This is a genomic window from Xylanibacter brevis ATCC 19188 (assembly GCF_000621725.1).
In the GTDB taxonomy this organism is placed as follows: domain Bacteria; phylum Bacteroidota; class Bacteroidia; order Bacteroidales; family Bacteroidaceae; genus Prevotella; species Prevotella brevis.
Window position 1 is genome coordinate 67,359 of record NZ_JHXM01000014.1, and the last position, 24,669, is coordinate 92,027.

Below are 24,669 nucleotides of genomic sequence, written 5' to 3' on the forward strand. Positions count from 1 at the left end.
ATTTAAGCTTTGTATTGCTGTTGGCAGGATGTACTGCTGAACAGGAGACATACGACGGCGGACAGCAGATGGAGCGCATGCCGGTGCTTTTCTCTGCCGGCAATACGGATGCGGTCATCACGCGTGCCGCTTCGGCTTCCTTTATGCCAAAGGATGGCCGCTTCGTGTGCTCGATGTTCTTCCATGCCGGTGCCAACGACGACAACGATACGGAGTTCTACTCTGAGACTAAGGAGTTGTCGGAGGATGTCAACATGACAACGGCATGGATGAAGATCAACAACACCGTGGGCAATGCCGTTTACTGGAACAGGGCCTATGAGGATGCCATCAAGACCGACAGCTATGGTTTTGACGAGGCTGCCAAGTGCTTCTACTGGCAGAACCGCCTGAACCATATCTTCTTGGCACTGGCCGACTACAACAAGCTGAACAGCGATGATGGTACGGATGCAGGCAACCTGAGACTGTATCCCAGCGTGACCACGCAGTACAAAGACCAGTATATGATGGCCTATGACCTGACCCGTGGCGACAAGACTGCCATGACACAGCAACCCGACCCCATCCTGGCTGTAGAGGTAGCCAAGCCCTCAGGTGCTACACCCGAGGCCAACCGCGTAAAACTGTTCTTCAAGCACCAGTTCTCGCAGATTCAGGTCAACCTAAAGAACTCGCAGGATGCATCGGTCACCATCTCCCCCGAACAAATATTAAGCGTAGAACTGCTGGGCGTTGCCGAAACAGGCTATGTGCCCTATTGCATACAACCAGATGGCAGTGTGCCCGCCACCACGTCGGTCCCCATCAATGTGGACGATGCTAGATACAGTGCCACGAAGAAAGACAATCCCTACGGTTCGCTCTTCAACATGTTTGAGCGCGCCACCACGACACCCGGCTACCTGAAGTCGTTCGAGGGTATTGCCTTCGGTACGCTGCAGGGCATCCGAATCACGTGGAAGGAATCAGATGCTGCCGATGCCGTGGTGCACAAGGCCACCTTCAAAGGCGTGAAGAACCTGACGCTGGAGAGTGGCAAGAAATATATCTATAATATGGAGTTGCGTCGTAGTCTGATAGCACAGGTTACAGCCGAGATTGCCGACTGGGAAACCGACAAGACGGTTTACGATGCTGATGCCACCATTCAAAATAACGATTAAGACACGTATGAATATCAACCAGCTATATAAACAGTCACGTATCGCACTCATGGCCGCACTTGCCTGTTCGCTGACAAGCTGCAGTGAGTTGCTGGACGGTCTCTTCTCTGACAATGGTTCAGAGCAAGAAGAGGTGATGTTTACCACTGCTATTCCCAATGTCACGATGACTCGCTCGGCCAAATCAGAATACGAAGAAGCCATGGGAGCCTATCAGGCCGTGAACAAAGCCTACGAGTTTACCGTAGGCATGTATGCAGCCAACGGAGAGCTGTTGGGCACCGGCATCTATCAGCCTGTGGCCGACGACGCCCTGGGCACGCTGGCTTCCAAGGAGGACGAGACACCCCTGTACTGGCCCAGCACCACCACGGCCTATGGCTTTAAGGCAACTGCCGGTACGGAGACGCTCTCTGCCAACCAATCGACAAAAGAGAGCTGGCTGCTGCAAGACCGACTGGAGGGCTACGGTTATATCCAGAAATGGGATGGCGACGACGACAGTGGCAGTCCTATTGATGACCTTGACGCCCTGAACTACCACACCGCCAAGGAGTGGCGACGACTGAATAGCGAGACAAAACTGGTGAGCGATGACGAGGACTACAAGAAGATTCCCCTCTACCTGCAGCACCAGCGCGCACTGATCACCATCATCCTGAAAGCCGACGAGGGCGTGAGCAGAAAGGCACTGAACTTCAACGTGGCCGAAAACGACCTTAGCGCCAAGATCTACTCGTACGACACCGACGCCATGGCCATCACACCCCTGGCAGGCGAGGAGTTTATTGACTACGACGAAGACAAGAACGGTGCTGCCGAGACGCATGTCAGCACCACACGCTACGATGCAATTGTTGAGCCTCACGACTACTCCCTTCAGCCCGCCAGCGACCTCATCACGCGAATCTCGCTTTCCGGTCAGCACTATTCTTTCTATGCCGGCAACGACAACGACTTCGAACACAATAAAGACAGTTACAACCTGGAGGCTGGCAAGCACCTCATCATCACCGTGACGCTGAGTCGTAACAGTCGTAAGGTGATGATGACGGCCTATATCGAGGACTGGACCGAACAGGTGACCAACACCATCTGCGACGACTATGGCAATGCGGGCGACCCCATCATGATTGAGAACCGCCAGGAACTGATAGACTTCCTCAGAAGCGAGTCGCAGAACAAGGCCGGAAACATTGCTTTGATCACCAACGATATTGACCTGGAAGACTGGTCCACGACCTACGACCTGAACTGCACGTTGAACCTGGGTGGCTGCACCCTGTTGAGCAACTATCGTTTCCTGAACAACATGCAGGATGCTGCCAGTCTGCTGAATGGTACCATCCAGATAGGCGCTACCGTCGATGCCGCCATTGCCACCACCAACAACGGAACCATTGAAGACGTCAAGGTGACAACGAGAAGCAATAGTGATGCCCATGCCACCGTGGCAGGTGCCGTGGTACACAACGCAGGTACCATCTCGCGCTGCCGTTCGTCGCTGAAGGTAGTGGGTGCCGCCACTACCGCATTCGTCGGTGGCATTGCAGCCATCTCTGCCTCTAGCAGCAACAAGATAGCCACCATCGACGCCTGTAGTGTGAGCAACAGCGTGAAGGGCGGACAGGTTGGCGGCGGCATTGCAGGTCAGGCCAACGGTGTGGTGACGAACAACACCTTTGAATACGGCATCACCCTGCTGCAAGACAAACAGACCCATAAGAACATTGTGGGCCTCAAGAATGCCGACCATACCTTCACGGCTGAAGGCAACGCCTGGCCCACGGTCGATGACGACCTCGACCTGGAGAATGTCACAGCCAGCGAACTGCGCTATGATGGTATCATCGACAATGGTGAAGAGCTGCAAGAATCAACCAAGAACGCCTATAACAGCGACACCAAGCGCTACCGTCTGGCTCAGAACATCAACGTGAGCCATCAGGTGGGCAGCATCGCCTACGAGCTGGATGGTAACAACAAGCAGATTGCTACAGAGGATATGATCTTTGGTGCCATCACCGGTCGTGTACACGATCTGACCGTCTATGTAACAAAGAACCTGATTGCCAAACCAGACGAGACCGCAGCCACCGATGCCATTGCCGCCCTAGCCTACGAGGTACATGGCGAGAATGCCTCCATAGAGCATGTCAACGTGAAGATGGCCGATGGCACCAAGATACAGGCATCCAACCCTGCTGGTCTGGTGGTATGGATATGGGATGGTGCCACTCTGAGCGGCTGTGAGGCCAAGGTGAACCTCTTTGCCGATGTCGAGGCCAACATCACCCAGGGACGTAAGTTCGCCGGTGGACTGGTATCTACCGTTTCCCGCGGCACCATCACCCAGTGTATCCTACATTCTGGCAGCACCTTTAACGGCACCACGTCAACCATCATCTTCTATGGCGGCATCGTGGGCGGTATCGAGAAAAAAGACGATTCCAACGATGTTCCCTCGCTCTGCATCACCGACTGTACCAGCTTTGTGAAGATGACGAAAGACGTACACCATGGTGCCATCCTGGGCAATGCCTTGCAGGCCTCGCAACTGGCCACCAACGACTGCCAGGGCAACTGGTGGGATGCCGACTGCAACGGTGTAGGTACCTGCACAGGGCATAGCATCGAGGAAGCCATCGGTAAGCGTAATGCTATTATCCCCACAGAAAAGGACTTTTAAGTATGAAGATGAAGACTACTTATATCTATATAGCAATGGCCCTCGCCATGCTGTCGGCTTGTACGCAAGACGAGGACCTCGCCACTGTCGATGACAGCAGCATCATCCACGTGGGAGGTGTCAGCACCGAAGCGATGATGACCACCGCTGTGGTGACACGTGCTGTCACACCCGTACCAGCAGAACAGGAAGACTGGCTGGCAACCATGCTGAAACAAGGCATGGACATCACCTATTTCACCAAGAGCGCTCAACAGAAAGCGAAGCTGCTGCTGCAGACCGACGATGAAGGAAACATCCTGAAGTCTGAAGGCGGTTTCACGGTATATAGTCTGAATGCCTATAACACCGACGGCGAACTGACAACCATCCCGGCCAAATGGCTGAACAACGGTGTGCACACCTTTCAGGGAGTCATCGTGCCAGACGGTCTGAAAGACCAGCAGAGCGCAAAGACCCACGAGGACCTGTCGCACTACACGGCCGTGCCGCCAATGGCAGACATCTCGGCCACCGTGGGACGCATCACCATTCCCCTGCAGCACCGTCTGGCGCGTGTAGAGGCCTATGTGCTAATAGAGCCGGGCATGAATGCCACCCTGAAGGGCTACGACACCAAGAATCCGCAAAACAACGAGAACGTAGAGAACACCAAGTTGCGCTTCTGCAACGTGAAGACGCTGGACTATGTCAACGCACAGGGCCAGCCCGTGTGGAAGACGGAACGTAAGGCCATCCCCCACTTCATGGGCGAAGAGGAGGTCATCCTCTACAAGAACAAATCTACCGGTGACCTGGTCTTCCCAACCGATGAAGGATGGACCGAGGCCCACGCCGACTATACGGCTAAAGGCAGCAGCAGTAAGTACACCGCTACGAACTATGGAAAGTGTCCTTACTACGACCTCATCGTGCGTCCCACCTATACCGTACGTACCGAAGGCACAAATGTGATGTACGATGAGACAACACCCACCGCAGCAGAATCAAACAATATCGACTTTGAACTCACGCTGAACAACGACCTGGAATACGAGAAGTCGTTCACCTTCGACCTCAATGCCAACGACGAGACGGTGGTCTATCTGCGTGTGAGTCCGGAACGCATCGACTATAACAGTGCCGGTTCGCGCCTGTGGAAGGAGAGTACCCATGCCGACAACTATTATGGCGTGAACAACCAGAACGGCAACAACCTCTCGGTGGCTGGCAGCGGTTGGCAGCGTGCCTACACCAACAAGATATTGAATACAGGCGTCACCGATGGTCACCTGTATGATGCTGACGAAGAAGATCCGGAAGCACAGTATGTCTCTGACGCCAAATGGATAGAGCTGTTCTTCCAAGCCTGTAAGGATCGCGCACACCACGGCGACTACTTCATTCTGGACCACGACATCACCATCCCAGCCTCAGCCATTCCCGCAGACTTCAAGTTTACCGGTCATCTGGACGGCATGGACCACACCATCACCATCGAAGGCGACTACCTGCTGACAGGACTGGACGGGACCTATCTCACCGCACAAGAAGACAATCCCAAAGCCCCGTGGGAGGCCAACGTACACCTGGAGGGCAACACATGGGTGCCCACCACAGGCTGGCGCTCTGAGATTGTCAACATCACCATTGCCGGCGGCCGTTTGCTGCAGGCTGGTGCCGATGTGACGGGCTATATCAACAACTGTCAGGATAAAACAGGTGCCATCACCCATCATCCCACCACCATCCCAACCTATTAAGCAATGAAGATAAAACACACCATATATTATTTGTTTGCAGCCATCGCACTGACGGCTTGCACCGCAGACGACGACGACATCGTGCTCTCTGACGAGCAGCAAGAGCTCATCGGTCAGGCCGTGCATTTCGATGCGTCGATGGCGGAACCTTTCACAACACGCGCCACCTATCGCCACGATGGCTCGTTCAACGAGGGCGACCAGATGCGCATCTTCCGTCAGTATGCCGATGCCACCGGCTCGACGTTCCTCACTGACGGCGAGAACTTTCGCACTTACTACCAGAAGGTGAACTACGCCGCCGGCACCTCGGTGTCGCTCGATGCCGACTGGCTTCCCATGGCAGGCAAGCTGAAGTCTGATACCCTCGGAAGCACTGCCGTCCAGACCGCAGCCGACTCGCTGACCTGGGAGAACGGTAAGATTGTGCGTTTCCGTGCCTGGGGTCGCAGCAACCTGGCTGGTGCGCTGAGTGCTGGCACCAAAGGCAGTTACTATCCAGACTATACCATCTCTGACTGGGTGACGGTGTCGGGCCCCACGAAGAGTATTCCGCTCACCATGCGCCACATCACGTGTCGCATCGGTCTGACCTGCAAGGCCGGCAACGAGTTTGGCAGTGCAGAGATATGCACAGACTGGCACGACTATAAGCGCCAGGATAATGCCGACACCAACGAACACGACGCGCTGGAGACAGACAAGAGCGACGAGCAAGCGCAGGCAGAGCTGGCCCAGGTGATGGCCGTCTATAACAAGATGTGCATGCCTGCCGGCGTTGACGACCAGACTTTCCTGTTGACCACCATGACTCAGGCTCTCTACGACGGCGCAACTACCGACTTTAAGAACCTGGAGAAATACACCGAGGCCGACGGTATCGTGAAGATTGGCACCAAGACGGCTGAGGAGATTGCCAACGAGGTGCAGCACCCCGTGTTCAATGGCAACGACGGTCGCCTGTATATGATGTCTACCCCCATCGACATGAGCAGCAGCGATGCCGGTCAGGAACTGGTATTGCCTGCCTGCACCCGCTTCAAGGTGTGGCTCTACGACGTGAACAATGGCGACCGCCAGACCACCACGGGTACCACGGGCAGCGAGAGCAGCTATCATATCTTTGCGCTGAGCGACATCAAGAACAGCAAGGGAGAGCCCCTCTTTGCCGACGGTCTGACGCTGAAGGCAGGCTATAGCTACCTGTTCAACGTGGGCTACCACTACGACAAGTTCACCATCACGCCCGCCGACAACTTCTCATGGGAAAAACAGGACCTGGGTTCACAGAATGCCGACAACAAGGCGGTGACGCAGAACGCCCTGGATTTCAGCTGGTGGACCAGCGCCTATGTCAAGGCAGCTAAAGAGGCGCTTTCCGGTGGTGACTTCCTACCAGAGTTCAGCATTGCCGACCAGACGCAGTTCGTCACCTTTATCAAACTTGTCAACGGCACTGCAGCCACTAGGATGACCGGACTGACACGTGGCGAGGTGCGCGGAACAGACCAGGATGGCTTTGAGACCTACTGGTGGATTTCCGACACCGAGACCGACGAGAACGGACAACCCAAACAATACACCAAGGCTGAGGCTGAGGCTGTGGGCTATGTGTTCTATCCCCACTTCTACCCCACGGTTTCTACACAGGCTGCTCATGTGATTGAGGACTACGTGCAGGGCCCCATGGACTTCTACGACACCGACTTTGGCAATCGCTATCGGGTGAACCTCATGAGCGATCTGGACCTCTTCGACTGGGCGTTGCCCAGCATCGGCGAGGACAACAAAAAACCCTTCCGCGGCAACTTCCTGGGCCATGGCCACACGCTGCGCAACGTGAACATGCAGCGTGGCTATCTCTTCGACCACGTCATGGATGGAGCCATCAGCAACCTGAAGATAGAAAGCACACACCCCACCTGTCTGCTCAACACGGCTGTGGCCAGTGGCACCACGGGATGGGGCTGCTATATCGCCGGCATCTCGATGCTGTGCCCCAGCACCACCAACAGTATCGCCACCAGCCTCAGCGGCACCAGTTCGGTGGTGGGCTGCATCCACGTGGGCAAAGCCGGTGGCGCACTGGTTGGTTCGGCCGACAATCTCACCATGCTGGGCTGCATGCAGGCCGCTGCAGGCATCCCCACGGGCACTGGCGCATTGCTGGGCTCCTATGGTGCAGGAGCCAAGACCAGCTTCTTTGCACCTCTGTCAAAGAGCAGTCTGACGTGGGGCACGTTTATGTGCAACTACTACGACGCGGAAAAGTCGCCCAAGACCAATGCCGTGGGCAGCACCACCGACGCCTATCTGCCCCAGCAATACATCCGCGGCAGGAAGTCGCACATCCTGAAGGCGAAGAACGACTACCTGCTCGGCTCTAGCGAGGACTACAATAAGCTGAATGCCAACATGAAGCAGGAGATCTACGGTGTGGCACCATGGAGGGCCATGAACTATGCCATCGCTAAGTACAACGAGTCGAAGCTCGGCAAGGATTATCCCTGTGAGATGAAGTACAAGGCGTCGGAGGTGGGCTACAGTCACCTCTACCCCACACTGATCAATGGTGCACCCGCCATGGATGACAGTGCGAATCCTTTGGTGCAGAACAACTGAGAAGTGAGAGGTGAGAAGTGAGAGGTGAGAAGTGTAATTAGATTTTTATGATGAGATTATATAATACATTTTGTTTCTTTGTTTCTTTGTGTGCAGTTTTCCTGTTGATGGTGGGCTGCACAGCTGAAGATGCGGAAGAGGGGGAGCAGCAGGGGATGCTGACGATTACCACGGCTGTCGAGAACTTCGATGGCGAAACGGTGACACGCACTAACTTTACGGGTAACGCCTTTGAAGATGGCGATAAGATCAAACTGAAGATTATCTGTCCATTCTCTGCACACACCGAGTTTGGCGAGACGACCTATGGCAACAGCTTCGATGCTTTCTGGCTGTTGAAATGGGATGCCAACAAATGGAGCACGCTGACCGCCAAGGATGGCTTCGACATCAATGGCGACTACAGTCCTTCGGGGTCGCCAGACATCTATGCGCGCTACGAAGCACAGCAAACGCCCTATGTCTATACGGCTCAGACCTGGAGCGAGGAACAGATCTTTATCGCGGGCAAGGGCACCCGCGTAGAACAGTATAGCAACGTGTTTCATGCCGATCAGACGAAGGCCGCCGACTATAAGGCCTGCGACCTGATGTGGGCACAAACCATCCAGCAGACAGGCTCGTACAATGTGCATCTGAGTTTTAAGCATGTCATGGCGGCACTACTGATCACGGTAGATGCCAAAGCAAACCTTAACATCTCTGACAATGCGGTGCTGACGCTCGAAGGTATGCCCGACATCGACCAGCGTGAGGTAATCGTGGGCGACTACTATGCCGCTAAAAGCAAGGTCAACTCCAGCGCCTATGGCTATATGAACAAACATAACTGCACGGTTGCAGACAATGGGAAGGTGATTGGTGTGGCAGTGGTTGACGACAGTCAGGCGAAGGCCTACGCCAAGTCGCTGGACAACGTAGATCAGACTGCCACCTATACGGCTTATAATGCCGGCAGTAAGACCTACCGCCTGATTGTGCCTCCCTGCACGCTCAATGGAAAGGCCACCTTCTGGCTGCGCGATGGCGAGAAGCGCTACAGCATGCAGCTGCCCCTGAATGAGTTTAAGGGCGGCAAGCTCTATCAAATAACAATGAAGATTCAATGATGAAAGCATATCAGTATTTCTGTCTCATCGCCATGATGGCGCTGGCCTCGTGCAGCAACGAGGACGACAGCTTCATGCCAAGCGATGCCCTGGAGATTGTGGGCATCGAGGCTACCATAGACGGCGAACAGCCCAGCCGACGTGCTGCGGCCACCCCCGCCGTGACGGTGGGCCGCACAGAGTTTGCGCCCGACGACCGCATCGTGTTCACCAGCATCAAGCGAACCACCGCGCCACTGGAGAGCTTCACCTATAGCGACATCCGCTATTACTTCACCGACAAGAAGAACTGGAAGCGCACCGAGGGCAACCTGCCGGAAAAGATCTATTGGACCGACGGTTCGTCGCCCCACACCTTCATTGGCTATAGCCTTCCTGCAGAAGACTACCACTGGGTGGATAATGACAATGGTACCTATTCCGGCGAACTGGGATATGGCAAGGATACGCTCGACTTCTCCACAGGTAACGACGAGATCAAGAAAGAGGACCTGCTGCTAAACTACAGCACGAAGACGGTGGCTGAGACCGGCGGTCTGTCCACCAAGGTCATCTTTACGCATGCCCTGAGCAATGTGCGTGTCGTGGTGAACATCAAGAACTTTGCTTCCAGCGCCAGTGCGGTAGATACCAAGGTGGGCGTCGGCAATATGGTACTGCATAATCAGCCCACCAAGTTCAAATGGGGTATTCATAGCAGTAAGGTGCAGGTGCTCGACATCAACGACAGCAAACAGAGAACAAAGGACCTCATGCTGTGGTGCCCGGCTGCTGACGGCGAGGGCACTGGCCAGAGCAAGACGTTTACGTTTTATGGTCTGACCACGCCCCAGGACGAGCTCTACCATCACATCAACGGCAACGACCAGCCGCTGACGTTCTCGTTTACGGTGAGCTACCCCAACCCCATGAATCCCGCCGAGACCCTGACAAAGACTTATTCCGGTGCGTTCAACGACCTGGTGCACTTTAACCCAGGCATGTGCACCACCATCAATATCTCGCTGAACCACAAAGACGAACAGATGTTCACCGATGTGTCTTATAGCGACTGGAACTTCGTGGCCACCCCCGACCTGGGTGAGCTCCGCAAGAAATCAACGTTCCTCGACATCAACAGCAACGTGACCATCCACACCGACGCACAGGCCACCATCTACGACGCCACATGGCTCTACAACGATGGCGCCGTGCTGAGAGACATCTATGGCAACGACGGAACGGTGGGTATGCCCTACCGCATCTCGTCGGCATCGCAGCTGCTGTCGTTTGCAAAAGAGGTCACGGCAGGACTGACGTTCAAAGACAAGTATATCCGTCTGGATGCCGACATCACCATGCAGTCTAGCTCTGCCAAGACCAACCTGGAAGACACCACCTCGACGCAGGCGGCGGTGAAATGGATTGGCATCGGCACTGCTGCCCACCCCTTCGAGGGCACGTTCTTGGGTGGCGACCGCTTTGTAAACCGTCTATACGACGCACCCCTGTTTGCGTGTCTGGGAAGTCAGGCTCGCGTCGAACAACTGCACATCACCACCATAGGAAGTATCTCGGGTGGCGGTGCACTGGCCCAGACCAACCAGGGCATCATTGGCGCCTGCAAGGTGATTGACGACGTGGAGACCACGGGTGGCGCACTGGTGGGCACCAATAGCGGCCTCATCTATGCCAGCTATCACACTGGCGACACCAAGGGCACGGCAGGCCTAGTCGATACCAACACCAACACGGGCACCATCGTCGGCTGCTATCAGGCTGGCGATGTTGCTGGCGGCACGGCCTTCAGCATTGCCAAGACCAACCAGGGCACCATTGCCTGTCCTGTACCCACATCGCTCTACGAGATTCAGCAGCAGGCATTCACCGACCAGCTGAACAAAGGCCTGAAAACCTGGTATGCCACACAGGCCAGCCGCACTCAGTTCTACTACGTTCACACGGCCGCCAACTGGCCCACCGTGCAGAGGCAATAAGTTTGGTTACACATTATTAGCGTTTATTAACTTGGGTAGTTCGTCGAAATAGCGTACCTTTGCACGCGGTTTTCGAGCCGCCCCTCTAAAGAGGGCGGTGACAGGCTAGTAAGTAATAAGGCAACCATTTTGTATTATATTCAGGATAAAACCATTAAACATGTACCAAACAAAATTCAGTGCTGCTGATATCCATGCAGCTTTTGTGAACGACAGAAACAGAGCGTACAAGGTGTTTTTCAATGAACATGTTGAGGTCAGCGGAGAGATTTCCTATATTGGTCCCGACCGTTACGATCGCCCCTCTATCGAGATGGGCGGCAACCACTACGACGGTTCACAGGTGGTTTTCATCTTCGCTTCGGGCTACGACAAGAATGTCACCGTAGAGAAGAACCAGAACGTCACCATCAGCGGCGAATGCCGTGGCGCCCTTCAGAACGGTACCGTGGTGATTGAGAACTGCAAGATTCTGTAGTCTGTCAGAGACTGCAGGACGTATTCCAACGGAAAAGACGTGATGAACATGGCCTACATGCTCATCACGTCTTTTTTTGTTGTACAGAAAAAAAAATCTGCTGCCACAGAATATTCTTCAAAATAATGATGGTCTATTAAAAGATAATTTGTATCTTTGCCGACAAATCCTTAAATAGAAAGACATGGCACTAAAAGTATTGTGCGACCGCATCCTGTCAGACGGCCGCAGTCTGGAAGGCGCCATCCTGAAGGTTGACCGTTTCATCAACCATCAGATGGACCCCTACCTAATGAAACAGATAGCAGTAGAGTTCATACGTCGGTTCAACGACATTCAGCCCAACAAGATCCTGACGGTCGAGGCATCGGGCATCGCCCCCGCAGTGATGCTGGGCTACATGATGGAACTGCCCGTGGTCTTCGCCAAGAAGAAGCAGCCCTCCACCATGGACGACGCCTATGTAGCACTGTCGCACTCGTTCACCAAGGACAGCGACTGCCAATATATGGTCAGCCGCGAGTATCTCACGGCCGATGACCGCATCCTCTTTGTCGATGACTTCCTGGCCTATGGCAATGCCGGCAAGGCCATCATCGACCTGTGCCAGCAGGCTGGCGCCACCATCGAGGGCATGGGCTTCATCATCGAGAAAGAGATGCTGGGCGGGCGCCAGCGTCTGGAGGACGAAGGCATCAAGCGCATCGAATCGCTGGCTATCATCGACTCGCTCGAGAACAACGAGATACACATCAAGGAGGATTAGGCTCGGTGGGCACACCGCGCTGAATAGATTCAGAAAGTGGCACTATGAACCGTCAAAAGCAGTCCTTTTGACTCGTTAAAGTGCCACTTTCGCTATGCAATAGTGGCACTCTTGCTCTGATTCTAGACTCTAGAAACAGGCTTTCTAGACTTTAGAAATGGTCGTTCTAGACTCTGGATTTGGTGATTCTAGACTCTAGAATTGCCTTTTCTAGAGTCTAGAATCGAAATGAGAGTTTGACTGTGGCGTGCCGAAAGGCAGGGAATAACGTGCTGAAAGCATGCGTTTTGTACCGCCATATCGGCTATTTTCTTAACTTTTCTCAAAAGCTTTGGTAGTCTCGTGCAAAAGACTTAACTTTGTAGCATCTAAAACTAAATAGTAATGATTAAAAGCCTTGACATGAGAAAATTATTTGTATTTTCCGCAATTATCGCATCTACATGCATGGTGACCATTTCTGCAATGGCACAACGACTGACATCTTTTGTTGACCCCTATATTGGCTCGGGCGGCCACGGCCACGTGTTTGTGGGTGCCAACGTGCCGTTTGGCATGGTTCAGCTGGGCCCCACCGAGAAATCGCGCGGCTGGGACTGGACCTCGGGCTATCACTATAGCGACTCTATCATCGTGGGCTTTGCCCACCTGCACCTCAGCGGCACGGGCTGCGGCGACCTGGGCGACCTGGCACTGCTGCCCATCAGCAATGTGCAGCAGCGCGACATTCACTTCAAACACAGTCAGGAGACCGTGGCACCGGGCTACTATCGTCTGAAGACCAGCGACGTGGACGTGGAGCTGACCAGCACCAAACGTGTGGGCATGCACCGCTACACGTTCAGCGGCAAGAACGGTCTGCTGCGCATAGACCTGAACGAGGGCGTCGGCGACGAGCTGACGGCTGCCGACCTGCGCCAGGTGGACGACTGCACCCTGGAGGGCTACCGCAAGTCGCGCGGATGGGCACCGCGTCAGGAAGTGTACTTCACCATCACGTTCAACCAACCTGTCCGTCTATGGGAGCCTCAGCCCGGCGAGGGCATCGTGGACCTGAAAGACACCAGTCGCCCCGTGCTGGTGAAGGTAGCGCTGTCGCCCGTGAGCAGCGAGAAGGCGCATCAGAACATGACGGCCGAACTGCCCGGTTGGGACTTCGACCAGGTGCGCCGCGATGCGGATGCTGCCTGGGAGCGTGAACTGGCGCGCGTAAAGATTGAGACCGCCAACGTGCAGGACAAGAAGATCTTCTACACGTCGATGTATCACCTCATGGTGGCTCCCTCGGAGTTCTGCGATGTGGACCGCCAGTATCGCGGCAGCGACGGCAGGGTGTACAACGGCGACTTCACCAACTACACCACCCTCTCGCTCTGGGACACCTATCGCGCCTTCCACCCGCTGATGACGCTCATTTACCCCGAGCTGCAGGCCGACTATGCCGAGACGTTCATCAAGATATTCGAACAGCAGGGCCGTCTGCCCATCTGGCACCTGTGGGGCTCGGAGACCGACTGCATGGTGGGCTCTTCGGCCGTGCCCGTGCTGGCCGACCTGGCCCTGAAGGGCTTTGTGCGCAACCCCGAGCAGGCTTTCAACGCCATGAAGACCTCGCAGTTGCAGGACGTGCGCTCGCTGGGACTGCTAAAGAAGTATGGCTTCATCCCCTACGACAAGGAACCGGCCAACGAGACCGTGGCCAAGGCGCTGGAGTACTGTCTGGACGAAGACGGACTGGCACGCGTGGCCAAGCAGTTGGGACATGAGGAAGACTACCAGTATTTCTTCGACCGCAGCCGTTCCTACAAGAAATACTTCGACCGCGACATCCAGTTCATGCGTGCACTGGGCAGCGACGGACAGTTCCGTCCGGAGTTCGACCCCATCAAGGTGATTCACCGTGCCGACGACTATACCGAGGGTAATGCCTGGCAGTACACCTGGCTGGTGCCCCACGATGTGCACGGACTCATCGGCCTCTTTGGCAGCGAGAAGCAGTTCCTCAAGAAGCTCGACGAGTTCTTCGTGACCGAGGGCGACATGGGTCCCGAGGCTTCGCCAGACATCAGCGGCTTCATTGGCCAGTATGCTCACGGCAACGAGCCCAGCCACCACATCATCTACCTCTACAACTACGCCGGACAGCCCTGGAAGGCAGCACCCAAGCTGCGCTATGTGATGCGCAAGCTCTACCATGCCGAGCCCGACGGACTTTGCGGCAACGAGGACGTGGGCCAGATGTCGGCTTGGTATATCCTGTCGTCACTCGGCCTCTATCAGGTGGAGCCTAGTGGTGGCCGCTTCATCATGGGCACCCCGCTGTTTGCCAAGGCCCAAGTGAACGTGGGCAACGGCAAGACGCTGCAAATCACGGCACGCAACCTGAGCGACAAGAACATCTACGTGCAGGGTGTGCGCCTCAACGGCAAGAAATACACCAAGACCTACGTTGATTTCGACGTGCTGCGCCAGGGTGGCACCCTCGAGTTCCAGATGGGTCCACGACCCTCGAAGTGGGGCACAGCCATTGCCGACCGTCCATAAGTGACGAGAAAAGTATAGACACCCTTTTAACATACACTTAAGAACAATGAAACGACTCGTTATTTTTTCATTTGCCTGCATGATGGCCGTCACTGGAATGGCACAGCAGGCATTGGGTATGCGCCCCTCTGTGAAATCGCCCATCGTGAATGGCGACGGCACGGTGACGTTCAACTTCTTCGGTCCTAAGGCTCAGGAGGTGAGCGTGACGGGCGACTTCGAAGAGATTCACTGGAAGACACTGCCCATGACCAAGCAAGACAACGGTGTATGGACCGTGACAACCAAGGCTCTGAACCCTGAGCTCTACTCTTACATCTTCAACGTGGACGGACAACGCATCGTGGATCCGGCCAACAGCTATGTGAACCGTGACATCTCGACACTGAGCAACTTCCTGATTGTGACAAAGAACAAGGACGACAAGGGGCACCTCTACCAGGTGAACAACGTGCCTCACGGCACCTTGGCACGCGTTTGGTACAACAGTCCCACACTGGGACAGCAGCGCCGCATGACCGTCTATCTGCCTGCTGCCTACGACGGCAAGAAGCGTTTCCCCGTGATGTACCTGCTCCACGGACATGGCGGCGACGAGACGGCCTGGGGCGACCTGGGGCGCACCTCGCAGATTATGGACAACCTGATAGCTGAAGGCAAGTGCGTGCCTATGATTGTGGTGATGCCTAACGGCAATCCCACGTGCAACGCAGCACCGGGCTGGTGGCACGAAGGACTCTACACGCCCGATGGCAACGCCTTCAACGAGCGCGGTGCCAAGGCTTCGATGGAAGAGAGCTTCATGGATATCGTGAACTATGTGGACCGTCACTACAAGACCATCCGCAAGCGCTCGGCACGTGCCGTGACGGGTCTGTCGATGGGTGGCGGCCATACGTTCAACATTGCCCGTCTCTACCCCGAGACGTTCGACTACTATGGTCTGCAGTCGGCTGCTGCCCGCATGAGTCGCGATGCCGACAAACTGGACGACCAGATGGCCCGCCTTTTTGCCTCGAAGCCCAAGCTCTACTGGATAGCCATCGGCAAGGAGGACTTCCTGTTTCAGATGAACAGCGACCTGCGTCGCTATCTGGATGCCCACAAGTATCCCTACGAATACTACGAGAACGATGGTGGACACATCTGGCGCAACTGGCGTATCTACCTGACACTCTTTGCACAGAAGATATTTAAATAGAAAAAACGAAGTGAACCCCAGAAGCTTGACAGGATGCTTCTGGGGTTCACTTCATTTTGAGACAACCTCTATTTTTTCTAACGTTATCGGTTCAGTCTGACAAACACGGGATAGTGGTCGGACGGCAGGCGTTTGGTATGCTTGCTAAAGTCTATCTCCTGAGGAGCATGCGCCCCTTTCTGCTTCTGCTGTGATGCCTCGTTGGCAGTCCAGTAGGTGTTGGTCAGCACGCCATAGCGCTCCACGGTGAACGCGGGCGACACGAAGACATGGTCTATGCGGCTGTCGGTCTTCAGCTCGGGGTCGAAAGCGTTGAAGGTGCCATTCTCGGCAAAGCGCCAGGTGGCATGTTCGTAGCTGTCCTTCAGGATGCCTGATTTGGTAAAGATGGTGTAAATCTCATTGGTCTGGTCCACATTGAAGTCGCCAGTCAGGATGACGGGCTGGCCCTTGGCAATCTCGCGGATGCGGCTCACCACCAGCTTGGCACCCTCGCGGCGTGCCACGATGCCCACATGATCCATGTGGAGGTTAAAGAAGAAGAAGGTCTTCTTGCTCACCTTATCCTTGAACTTACCCCATGTGCAGATGCGTGTGCAGGCAGCATCCCATCCCAGTCCTGGCTTCTCGGGGGTCTCTGACAACCAGAAGTCGCCATGATCCAGCACCTTCAGTCGCTGTTTGTCGAAGAATATGCACTCGTGTTCGCCCCCACTCTTTCCATCCTCGCGGCCCACGCCGATATAGTCGTAGTCTGGCAGTTGTGCCAGCATATCGTCCAACTGTGAGCGCAGCACCTCTTGTGTGCCGAAGATGTCGGGATGCTCGAAGTTCAGCTGACCGCAGATCACAGGGCAGCGCTGCACCCAGCCATTGCCCTGGCGGGCATCGTCATTGTTCTGATTACGAATGTTGTAGCTGCCCACATACAGTTGTTGAGCCAGCGCGCCGGTGGTCACCAGCAGAAATGCTGCCATCAGCAGCAGACGACCTACCGCAAGACCTCCGGTTGTGAGGTACTTGCTGTGAGAAATCTTGTTTGTTTTCATTTTTACTTCCTATTTAATAGTTGTTCTAGATATTGTTTCAACGACTTATTTCCGCTTGAGATATTCAAAGCCAATGCGACAACGCAGACAGTCTTTGCGGTCGCAATACTCCTTTTTGAGTTGGATGAGCGCCTGCGACTCACCGGCGGTGCTCACCTCCAGGCCGCACTCTTTCCACATGGTGATGATGTGGTTGCGCTCGGCTCCCAGCTGTTCCAGGAAGTCGAAGGCGCGGTCGCACAGCTCGTCTTTCTGACGGTGGCGCCCCACGGCAAAGAGCATGGGAACGGCCGTGTTGATGATGAGCAGATTCATGGACGATGCCGATATGTTCTTGGTGCTCTTCGTGCTCTCTGAACCAAAGGTGTAGTGCGTCTCCCAATAAGGGGTGACGTGTGTGGAGAGCAACTGTCGCAACTGGTCTAGCGACTCGCACTCGAGCAGGGCGCTCAGTCCCGCCCGGCGCTCGTAGTAGAGGTTGGCCAACTGCGAGATTCGCACGTGAGGGAAGTTCTGTGGGCGCAAGCGCAGAAAGCGCCAGGCAGAAGCGTTCATCGGTGTCAGCGAGAACTTATGCGCCAGGTAGGCATATTCATTTTTGAGCTTATTAAAGTAGCCCTCTTGCAAGGCCGCATCATGATAGCGGGCGGGGATTGCATCGAGCGTGAGCAGTCCGGCCTGTCCCATAAAGATGGCCTCTATCTGGAAGAGGTCGTCGCGGTGCTTGCCGACAGCATTCAGCGGCACGTATTGTGCCCACTGCTCGAAGGCATCGCCATTGATGCCGAAGCCGAAGTTGCGCGCCAGCGTGGTGAAATAGGCATCTTCCCACGAGCCGTTGCAGTGCTCCACGCGCTGCACGATGGCTTGTGTCTTCTGCTCGAGTCGCTCGGTCTGCAGGGCTGCCATCCAGGAATGGACGGTGAGGCGACTCAGGTCGGGAATGATACGATAACAAGGGGGATACATGTCAGTGGCTAACAGTTCTCGATAGCTGGTGACGACAGTCTCGGGCACCGTGATGACCAACTGTGGCAACCAGAGGCCGCTGGCCGTCTGCACCTCGCGGTCGGCCTCGGCTACTACGTGCAGCACCACATTATTATAGCGGGCATCATGCTCATGGCCGTGCAGATACCAGTCGCTGGAGCGCTGGTGTATCTCCACATTGCCCACCCACAGCGTGTCATCTATCTTCACCTTGGCATTGAAGAAGTCAGGCCCCGCATTTTGATTGTGCAAGCCCACGTCAACCACCTCGACAAGGCGTCCGTCGGTGGTCCGTAGCTCTTTCAGAGGCAACAGCTTGTGTTTCCAAGTGTAGTGCAACAGTTGTTCCATGGATGATTTTTAGTTTTTGTGGTGCAAAGGTATAAATAATTCTTAATTATGGCCTTAATTCGTAGATTTTTTTTATCTTTGCACCCGTATTAACACGAATTACAACATGAAGATTGCTTTGATAGGCTACGGCAAGATGGGTAAAATGATTGAAGAGATTGCCATCAGCCGAGGCCATGAAATTGTGAGTGTCATCGACATTCAAAATCAACAGGACTTTGACAGTGAGGCCTTCGCATCAGCGGATGTGGCCATCGAGTTTACAAACCCCACCGCAGCCTTTGGCAACTACCAGAAAGCCTGGAGCAAGGGCGTGAAGGTGGTCAGCGGTTCAACAGGTTGGATGAAGGAGCACGGCGACGAGGTGAGAAACGCCTGCGAGAACGGCAAGACGCTGTTCTGGGCCTCTAACTTCTCTATCGGCGTGGCCATTTTCTCGGCAGTCAACCGCTATCTGGCTAAGATTATGAACCAGTTCCCACAGTACGATGTAGAGCTGGAAGAGACGCACCATGTGCATAAGTTGGACCATCCCAGCGGTACAGCTATCACCCTGGGCGAGGAAATCGTGGAGGCCATCGACCGCAAGGAGGCTTGGGCCGAGGATACCACCGATCCCAAACTGCTGCGCATAGACCATATCCGCCGCGGTGAGGTGCCAGGCATCCACACCATTCGCTATGACAGCGATGCCGACATGATCAGCATCACACACGACGCGCACTCGCGTCGCGGCTTCGCGCTGGGTGCTGTGCTGGCAGCAGAATACACCAAGGAGCACACGGGTCTGCTGACCATCAGTGATATGTTTAAATTCTAAGACATGGAAAAAAGAGAAAAGAAAAAGCTAAATATGAAGGTGCAGTGGACCAAGTTCGTGATTGTCACGATCTTGTGGCTGCTGTTCCTCTATTGGGTAGAGTCATGGCTGGGCCTCCTGGTGTTGCCTTTCATCTATGACGCCTATATCTCGAAAAAGATCGACTGGCAGTGGTGGAAGGATGCTGAGGGTCCCACGCGCTTTGTGATGTCGTGGGTCGATGCCATCGTCTTTGCGCTGGTGGCCGTCTATTTCATCAATCAGTTCTTCTTCCAGAACTACGTCATCCCCTCTTCTTCACTGGAGAAGTCGCTGCTGACAGGCGACTACCTGTTCGTATCGAAGGTGAGCTACGGTCCCCGCATTCCTGAAACGCCCCTCACGGTGCCCCTAACGCAGCACACGCTGCCCATCGGCAACATGAAGTCGTATGTGGAATGGCCCCACTGGGACTATCGCCGCGTGAAAGGTCTGGGCAACGTGGAGCTGAACGACATCGTGGTGTTCAACTACCCCGCCGGCGATACCATCTGTGCTTTCATGCAGACAGAATACTACCACCTGTGCTACGGCTACGGCCACGGCATCTATGAGCAGCTGTACCCCGATGCCGTGAGCATCGACTCGCTGTCGAAGGCCGACCAGCTGAAGCGCTTCGAGGAGATCTACTATCTGGGCAGCCAGTATATTCGTCAGAACCATGCGTCGTTTGGCGACATCGACACACGTCCCACCGACCGTCGTGAGAACTACGTGAAGCGCTGCGTGGGACTGCCCGGCCAGACGCTTCAGATCGTGGATAAGGTGATCTACCTGGACGGTAAGCCCAACAAGGAGCCCGACAATGCGCAGTTCGAATACGACGTACAGTTTGTGGAACATGCCCAACTGACCGACGACCTGCTGAAGGAGCTGCACATCACGCTGGAAGACCTGAACCTGTCAACGGCCGACCGCGGCGCGCTGGACAGCAATGGCTACGTGGAACTGCTCTATTCGCACGTGATCATGCCCATGACACGAGCCACCTACGAGGCACTGAAGAAGCGCTCGGACCTGGTGGTCAACATCACACCAGTGAAAGGCGGAGACACGTGGGACATCTACCCACAGAACGGCAACTACCACTGGACGCGCGACAACTACGGACCGGTGTGGATTCCGAAGAAGGGCGAGACCATCGACCTGACACTCGACAACATTGCCATCTATGAACGCCCCATCAAGATCTACGAGAAGAACGACTTGCAGATTCGCGACGGCAAGATTTTCATCAATGGCAAAGAGAGCAAGAAATACACCTTTAAGATGGACTACTACTGGATGATGGGCGACAACCGTCATAACTCGGCAGACTCGCGCTACTGGGGCTTCGTGCCCGAGGACCACATCGTGGGTAAGCCTATCTTCATCTGGTGGTCGAAAGATCCCGACCGCGGCCTCATCTCGGGCATACGCTGGAACCGTCTGTTCCGCATGGTCGATAATATCAAGTAAATGAAATAGTGTGAGTAAAAGGAGTCTGGTTCGTTTCCTATTGGCGCTTGTCATCGCCTTCGTCCTGATGCTAGTCTTCAGGACCACTGGTGTGACGATGTGTACCATAGCAGGAAATGGACTGGAGCCTACGCTCTTGGAGGGTGACCACGTATTGGTGAACCGCTGGAGCTACGGTCTGCGCATTGGCGGAACAGGCAAGCTGTTCAGCTATGGCAGAGTGGGCCGGCAGGAGGTGAAACGTGGCGACCTGATAGCTTTTGAGAACCCCGCAGACTCTGCAAACAGACAAATGCTGATTTGTCGCTGTAAGGCGTTGCCTGGCGACACCATTACCACGGCCGAGGGTACGGTGGTGGTGCCAAGCATCAAGGACTGTGCCGACCGCGACTACTATTGGGTGGAATCGCTGCATAACGACAAGACGAAAGAGGGCCCTACGCAGGGATTTATCGCCGAGGAATACATCATCGGACGTGTCTGCATGGTTGTGTATAGCCGCAACACGGCAGATCCGATACACAAAGGATGGCGCTATTACAGAATGTTTGTTCCACTATGAGAAAGGCATTACTAGCAACAACCTATTTCGGACCAATACAATGGTATCAGAAGCTGAACCGCTACGACGAGGTTGAAATCGAACAGCATGAGTCGTTTCAGAAACAGACCTACCGCAACCGTTGTATGATAGCAACTACGCAGGGTGTTCAAGCACTATCTTTCCCTGTGGAGCATGGAGCCGACGACCGTATTGCCAACATGCGGTTGAGCGACCATGGCAACTGGCGACATGTGCACTGGCAGGCTATCGCTTCGGCCTACGGCGACTCGCCGTTTTTTGAATTCTATGAAGATGACATCAGACCGTTTTTCTTTGAGAGAAACTGGGAACGCCTGATAGACTATAACGAAGCCATCGCACAGACCATGTGCGAACTGCTAGACATCCATCCCGCAGTACGTCGCACGGAGCAATATGCGGCCAACAGCGATGCGGATGATTTCCGCGAGGTGATACGCCCCAAGCGCCCATTGCCCGACGAGAGTTTTGTGACCAAGCCCTACTACCAGGTATTCCGGGAAAAGCACGGCTTTCTGCCGAACCTGAGCATCCTGGACCTGCTGTTTAACATGGGACCAGAAGCCATTTTCTACTTATAACAATAAAAATACCAAGCTATATGAAAACAAGCCTACTAACTTCACTACTGACTCTTGTGTGTGCTACAACAGCATGGGCACAGCCCCGACAAGAAATAACCCTGCAAGACAACTGGCAATTCTCGCGTGACATGAAGTCATGGGAGACCGTCAGCGTGCCGCACGACTGGGCCATCAGTGGTCCTTTCGACAAGAAATGGGACCTGCAGGTGGTGGCCATCGAACAGAATGGCGAGAAAGAGGCCACAGAGAAAAGTGGACGCAGCGGTGCTCTGCCTTGGATTGGCGAGGGACACTACGAGCGTATCTTTTCTATTCCCGAGAACTTCAAGGGACATGCCGAACTGGTGTTCGACGGTGCCATGGCAGAACCAACAGTATCTGTCAACGGACAGCATGCCGGCTACTGGGCCTATGGCTATAACGCCTTTCGCATAGATATCAGCAAACTGATTGTGGCTGGCGACAACAAACTGAGGGTTGACCTCAAGAATCTTGAGGAGAGCTCGCGCTGGTATCCCGGCGCCGGCATCTATCGCCCGGTCAAGCTGATTCTCACACCGCAACAGGCGCATATCGACGACTGGGGCATCACCACTAAGACGGAACTGCACGCCATGAAAACGAAAAACGGGCACGACGTGACGAAGTTTACTGTCGAGGTGCCTGTGGCTGACGGTCAACTGCCCGTAACGATGGAGCTTATTGCGCCCAACGGAGAAGACCATACATTTGTGAGTCCTGCACCTATGCGCAAGGGTACATCAACGGCAGTGGGCACCTTCATGATTCCCAACGCCAAGTTGTGGACTCCCGAGACGCCCGACCTCTATACGTTACGCATCACGCTCTGCGATGGTAAGGGCAACCCCAACGTGTATGATGACTTCGGAAAGGTCATCGACCAAAAAACCATGAAGGTGGGACTGCGCACAGTCAAAGTGTCGAAGGAAGGCGGCTTCCAACTGAATGGCGTGACACGCAAGCTGAAAGGTGTCTGTCTGCACCACGACCTGGGACCACTCGGTGCTGCCGTCAACAAGGCGGCACTGATACGTCAGATTAAGATTATGAAGGAGATGGGCTGCGACGCCATCCGTACAGCCCACAACATGCCGAGTCAGATGCAGATGGAGGTGTGCGACTCGCTGGGTATGATGGTGATGGCCGAGAGCTTCGACATGTGGATTTATCCTAAGTGTAAGAACGGTTACGCACGCTTCTTCAAGGAGTGGGCCGACTGCGACATTGAGAATCTGGTGCGTGCCAACCGCAACCACCCCAGCATCGTGATGTGGAGCATTGGCAACGAGATACCCGAGCAGTGGTCGAAGGAAGGCACGGAGATTGCTGCTCATCTGCAGAACCTGTGTCACCGTCTGGACCCCACACGTCCTGTCACACAAGGCATGGATCGTGCAGAACAGGCTCTTAAAAGTGGTTTTGCGCAGGTCATGGACGTGCCGGGATTCAACTACCGTGTTCATAAGTACGAGAACAATATCAAGCAGTTGCCACAGGGCTTTTTGTTGGGTTCCGAAACAGCATCAACCGTCTCGTCGCGCGGCGTGTATAAGTTTCCTGTGGTGCCTCAGGCTGCCGACAGCCGTGAAGGAAAAGCTTTCCACCAGGACGGACAATGCTCTTCGTACGACGTTGAATGGTGCTCATGGAGTAACTTGCCCGACGACGACTGGGTGTGGCAGGACGATAAAGACTGGGTCATCGGTGAGTTCGTGTGGACGGGTTTCGACTACCTGGGTGAACCAACGCCCTATGACGAATACTGGCCCAGCCGCAGCAGCTATTTCGGCATCTGTGATCTGGCAGGACTGCCCAAAGACCGTTATTTCCTGTATCGCTCGCACTGGCGCAACGATGCGCACACCATCCATTTGTTGCCACACTGGACATGGGGCAAGGACCGCATAGGACAGGTGACACCCGTCTATTGTTATACGGACTATAACGAAGCTGAACTCTTTGTGAACGGCAAGAGTCAGGGACGCATCAAAAAGAATACAAAGGAGCGCCTGGACCGCTATCGCCTGCGCTGGAACAACGTGAAGTATCAGCCCGGCAAACTGAAGGTGGTGGTCTATGACGACAATGGCAAGGTGGCTGGAAAGAAGACTGTGAAGACAGCTGGAAAGCCTGCCAGACTGCAGGCCAACGTATGGACACAGCATGATGGCGACTTCCTGAAAGCCAACGAAAACGACCTAGCCTTCGTCACCCTGCAGCTCACCGACAAAGATGGCAACCTGATTCCCGACGCCACTGATCAACTGACCTTCGAGGTGGCAGGTGCCGGCACTTTCAAGGCCGTCTGCAACGGCGATGCCACATCGCTAGAGTCATTCACCGAACCCACGATGAAACTCTTTGCTGGTCAACTGGTTGTGATTGTTGAAGCAGGAAAGGAGCGAGGCCAGATTGAGCTAACAGTCAAGGACTCACAACGCAAGCTGTCGCAGAAGGTTCTGATTGGGGTTAGATAATCCC

At 54.7% G+C, this 24,669-nt stretch carries 17 protein-coding genes; 15 read left to right on the forward strand and 2 right to left on the reverse strand.

Annotated features, from left to right (window positions below; translation table 11 throughout):
- The first annotated feature begins 20 nt into the window (after positions 1–20).
- The 10 genes from T433_RS0109130 to T433_RS0109175 all read left to right on the forward strand — a co-directional run bounded on the left by T433_RS0109130 (position 21) and on the right by T433_RS0109175 (position 16,293).
- Complete coding sequence (locus T433_RS0109130) at positions 21–1,166, forward strand: fimbrillin family protein (protein ID WP_211249748.1); 1,146 nt, start codon at positions 21–23, stop codon at positions 1,164–1,166.
- Positions 1,141–3,855, forward strand: a complete 2,715-nt coding sequence (locus T433_RS0109135) for a fimbrillin family protein (protein ID WP_155808449.1) — start codon at positions 1,141–1,143, stop codon at positions 3,853–3,855. The genes T433_RS0109130 and T433_RS0109135 overlap by 26 nt, the downstream gene beginning before the upstream one ends.
- A gap of 2 nt (positions 3,856–3,857) precedes the next feature.
- On the forward strand, positions 3,858–5,597 hold the full coding sequence (locus T433_RS0109140; protein ID WP_027455583.1) for a hypothetical protein: 1,740 nt from the start codon (positions 3,858–3,860) through the stop codon (positions 5,595–5,597).
- Positions 5,598–5,600: 3 nt separating this feature from the next.
- Positions 5,601–8,219 carry a fimbrillin family protein gene (locus T433_RS0109145; RefSeq protein ID WP_027455584.1) on the forward strand — a complete coding sequence of 873 codons (2,619 nt, stop codon included), beginning with the start codon at positions 5,601–5,603 and terminating at the stop codon, positions 8,217–8,219.
- Positions 8,220–8,266: 47 nt separating this feature from the next.
- Entirely contained in the window at positions 8,267–9,328 is a 1,062-nt protein-coding gene (locus tag T433_RS0109150) for a fimbrillin family protein (protein ID WP_081778434.1), read from the forward strand.
- Complete coding sequence (locus tag T433_RS0109155) at positions 9,325–11,304, forward strand: fimbrillin family protein (protein ID WP_027455586.1); 1,980 nt, start codon at positions 9,325–9,327, stop codon at positions 11,302–11,304. The genes T433_RS0109150 and T433_RS0109155 overlap by 4 nt, the downstream gene beginning before the upstream one ends.
- Before the next feature lie 160 nt (positions 11,305–11,464).
- Positions 11,465–11,782 carry an OB-fold protein gene (locus tag T433_RS0109160; protein WP_027455587.1) on the forward strand — a complete coding sequence of 106 codons (318 nt, stop codon included), beginning with the start codon at positions 11,465–11,467 and terminating at the stop codon, positions 11,780–11,782.
- Between the two features lie 184 nt (positions 11,783–11,966).
- Positions 11,967–12,548, forward strand: coding sequence for a xanthine phosphoribosyltransferase (xpt, locus tag T433_RS0109165; RefSeq protein ID WP_027455588.1), 582 nt, complete (start codon positions 11,967–11,969; stop codon positions 12,546–12,548).
- 402 nt (positions 12,549–12,950) lie between these two features.
- Positions 12,951–15,092, forward strand: coding sequence for a GH92 family glycosyl hydrolase (locus tag T433_RS0109170; RefSeq protein WP_027455589.1), 2,142 nt, complete (start codon positions 12,951–12,953; stop codon positions 15,090–15,092).
- A 46-nt stretch (positions 15,093–15,138) separates the two neighbouring features.
- Positions 15,139–16,293, forward strand: a complete 1,155-nt coding sequence (locus T433_RS0109175; protein ID WP_027455590.1) for an esterase — start codon at positions 15,139–15,141, stop codon at positions 16,291–16,293.
- 83 nt (positions 16,294–16,376) lie between these two features.
- On the opposite strand, the gene T433_RS0109180 is transcribed toward T433_RS0109175, so the two are convergent.
- Positions 16,377–17,270: an endonuclease/exonuclease/phosphatase family protein gene (locus tag T433_RS0109180; RefSeq protein WP_027455591.1), complete on the reverse strand. Its 894-nt coding sequence runs from the start codon at positions 17,268–17,270 to the stop codon at positions 16,377–16,379.
- A 117-nt stretch (positions 17,271–17,387) separates the two neighbouring features.
- Entirely contained in the window at positions 17,388–18,683 is a 1,296-nt protein-coding gene (locus T433_RS0109185) for a DUF2851 family protein (RefSeq protein WP_027455592.1), read from the reverse strand.
- 106 nt (positions 18,684–18,789) lie between these two features.
- Here T433_RS0109185 and dapB point away from each other — a divergent pair, with 106 nt between their 5' ends.
- The 5 genes from dapB to T433_RS0109210 are packed head-to-tail and all read left to right on the forward strand — an operon-like array spanning position 18,790 to position 24,665.
- The gene (dapB, locus tag T433_RS0109190; RefSeq protein WP_027449372.1) at positions 18,790–19,503 is read left to right on the forward strand and encodes a 4-hydroxy-tetrahydrodipicolinate reductase; all 714 of its coding nucleotides are present in this window, start codon (positions 18,790–18,792) and stop codon (positions 19,501–19,503) included.
- A gap of 3 nt (positions 19,504–19,506) precedes the next feature.
- Complete coding sequence (gene lepB / locus T433_RS0109195; protein WP_027455593.1) at positions 19,507–21,000, forward strand: signal peptidase I; 1,494 nt, start codon at positions 19,507–19,509, stop codon at positions 20,998–21,000.
- A 10-nt stretch (positions 21,001–21,010) separates the two neighbouring features.
- On the forward strand, positions 21,011–21,562 hold the full coding sequence (gene lepB / locus T433_RS15945) for a signal peptidase I (RefSeq protein ID WP_155808450.1): 552 nt from the start codon (positions 21,011–21,013) through the stop codon (positions 21,560–21,562).
- Positions 21,559–22,164, forward strand: coding sequence for a WbqC family protein (locus tag T433_RS0109205; protein ID WP_027455595.1), 606 nt, complete (start codon positions 21,559–21,561; stop codon positions 22,162–22,164). Before lepB (T433_RS15945) ends, T433_RS0109205 begins: the two co-directional genes overlap by 4 nt.
- A 20-nt stretch (positions 22,165–22,184) precedes the next feature.
- On the forward strand, positions 22,185–24,665 hold the full coding sequence (locus T433_RS0109210; RefSeq protein WP_027455596.1) for a glycoside hydrolase family 2 TIM barrel-domain containing protein: 2,481 nt from the start codon (positions 22,185–22,187) through the stop codon (positions 24,663–24,665).
- Positions 24,666–24,669 lie beyond the last annotated feature (4 nt).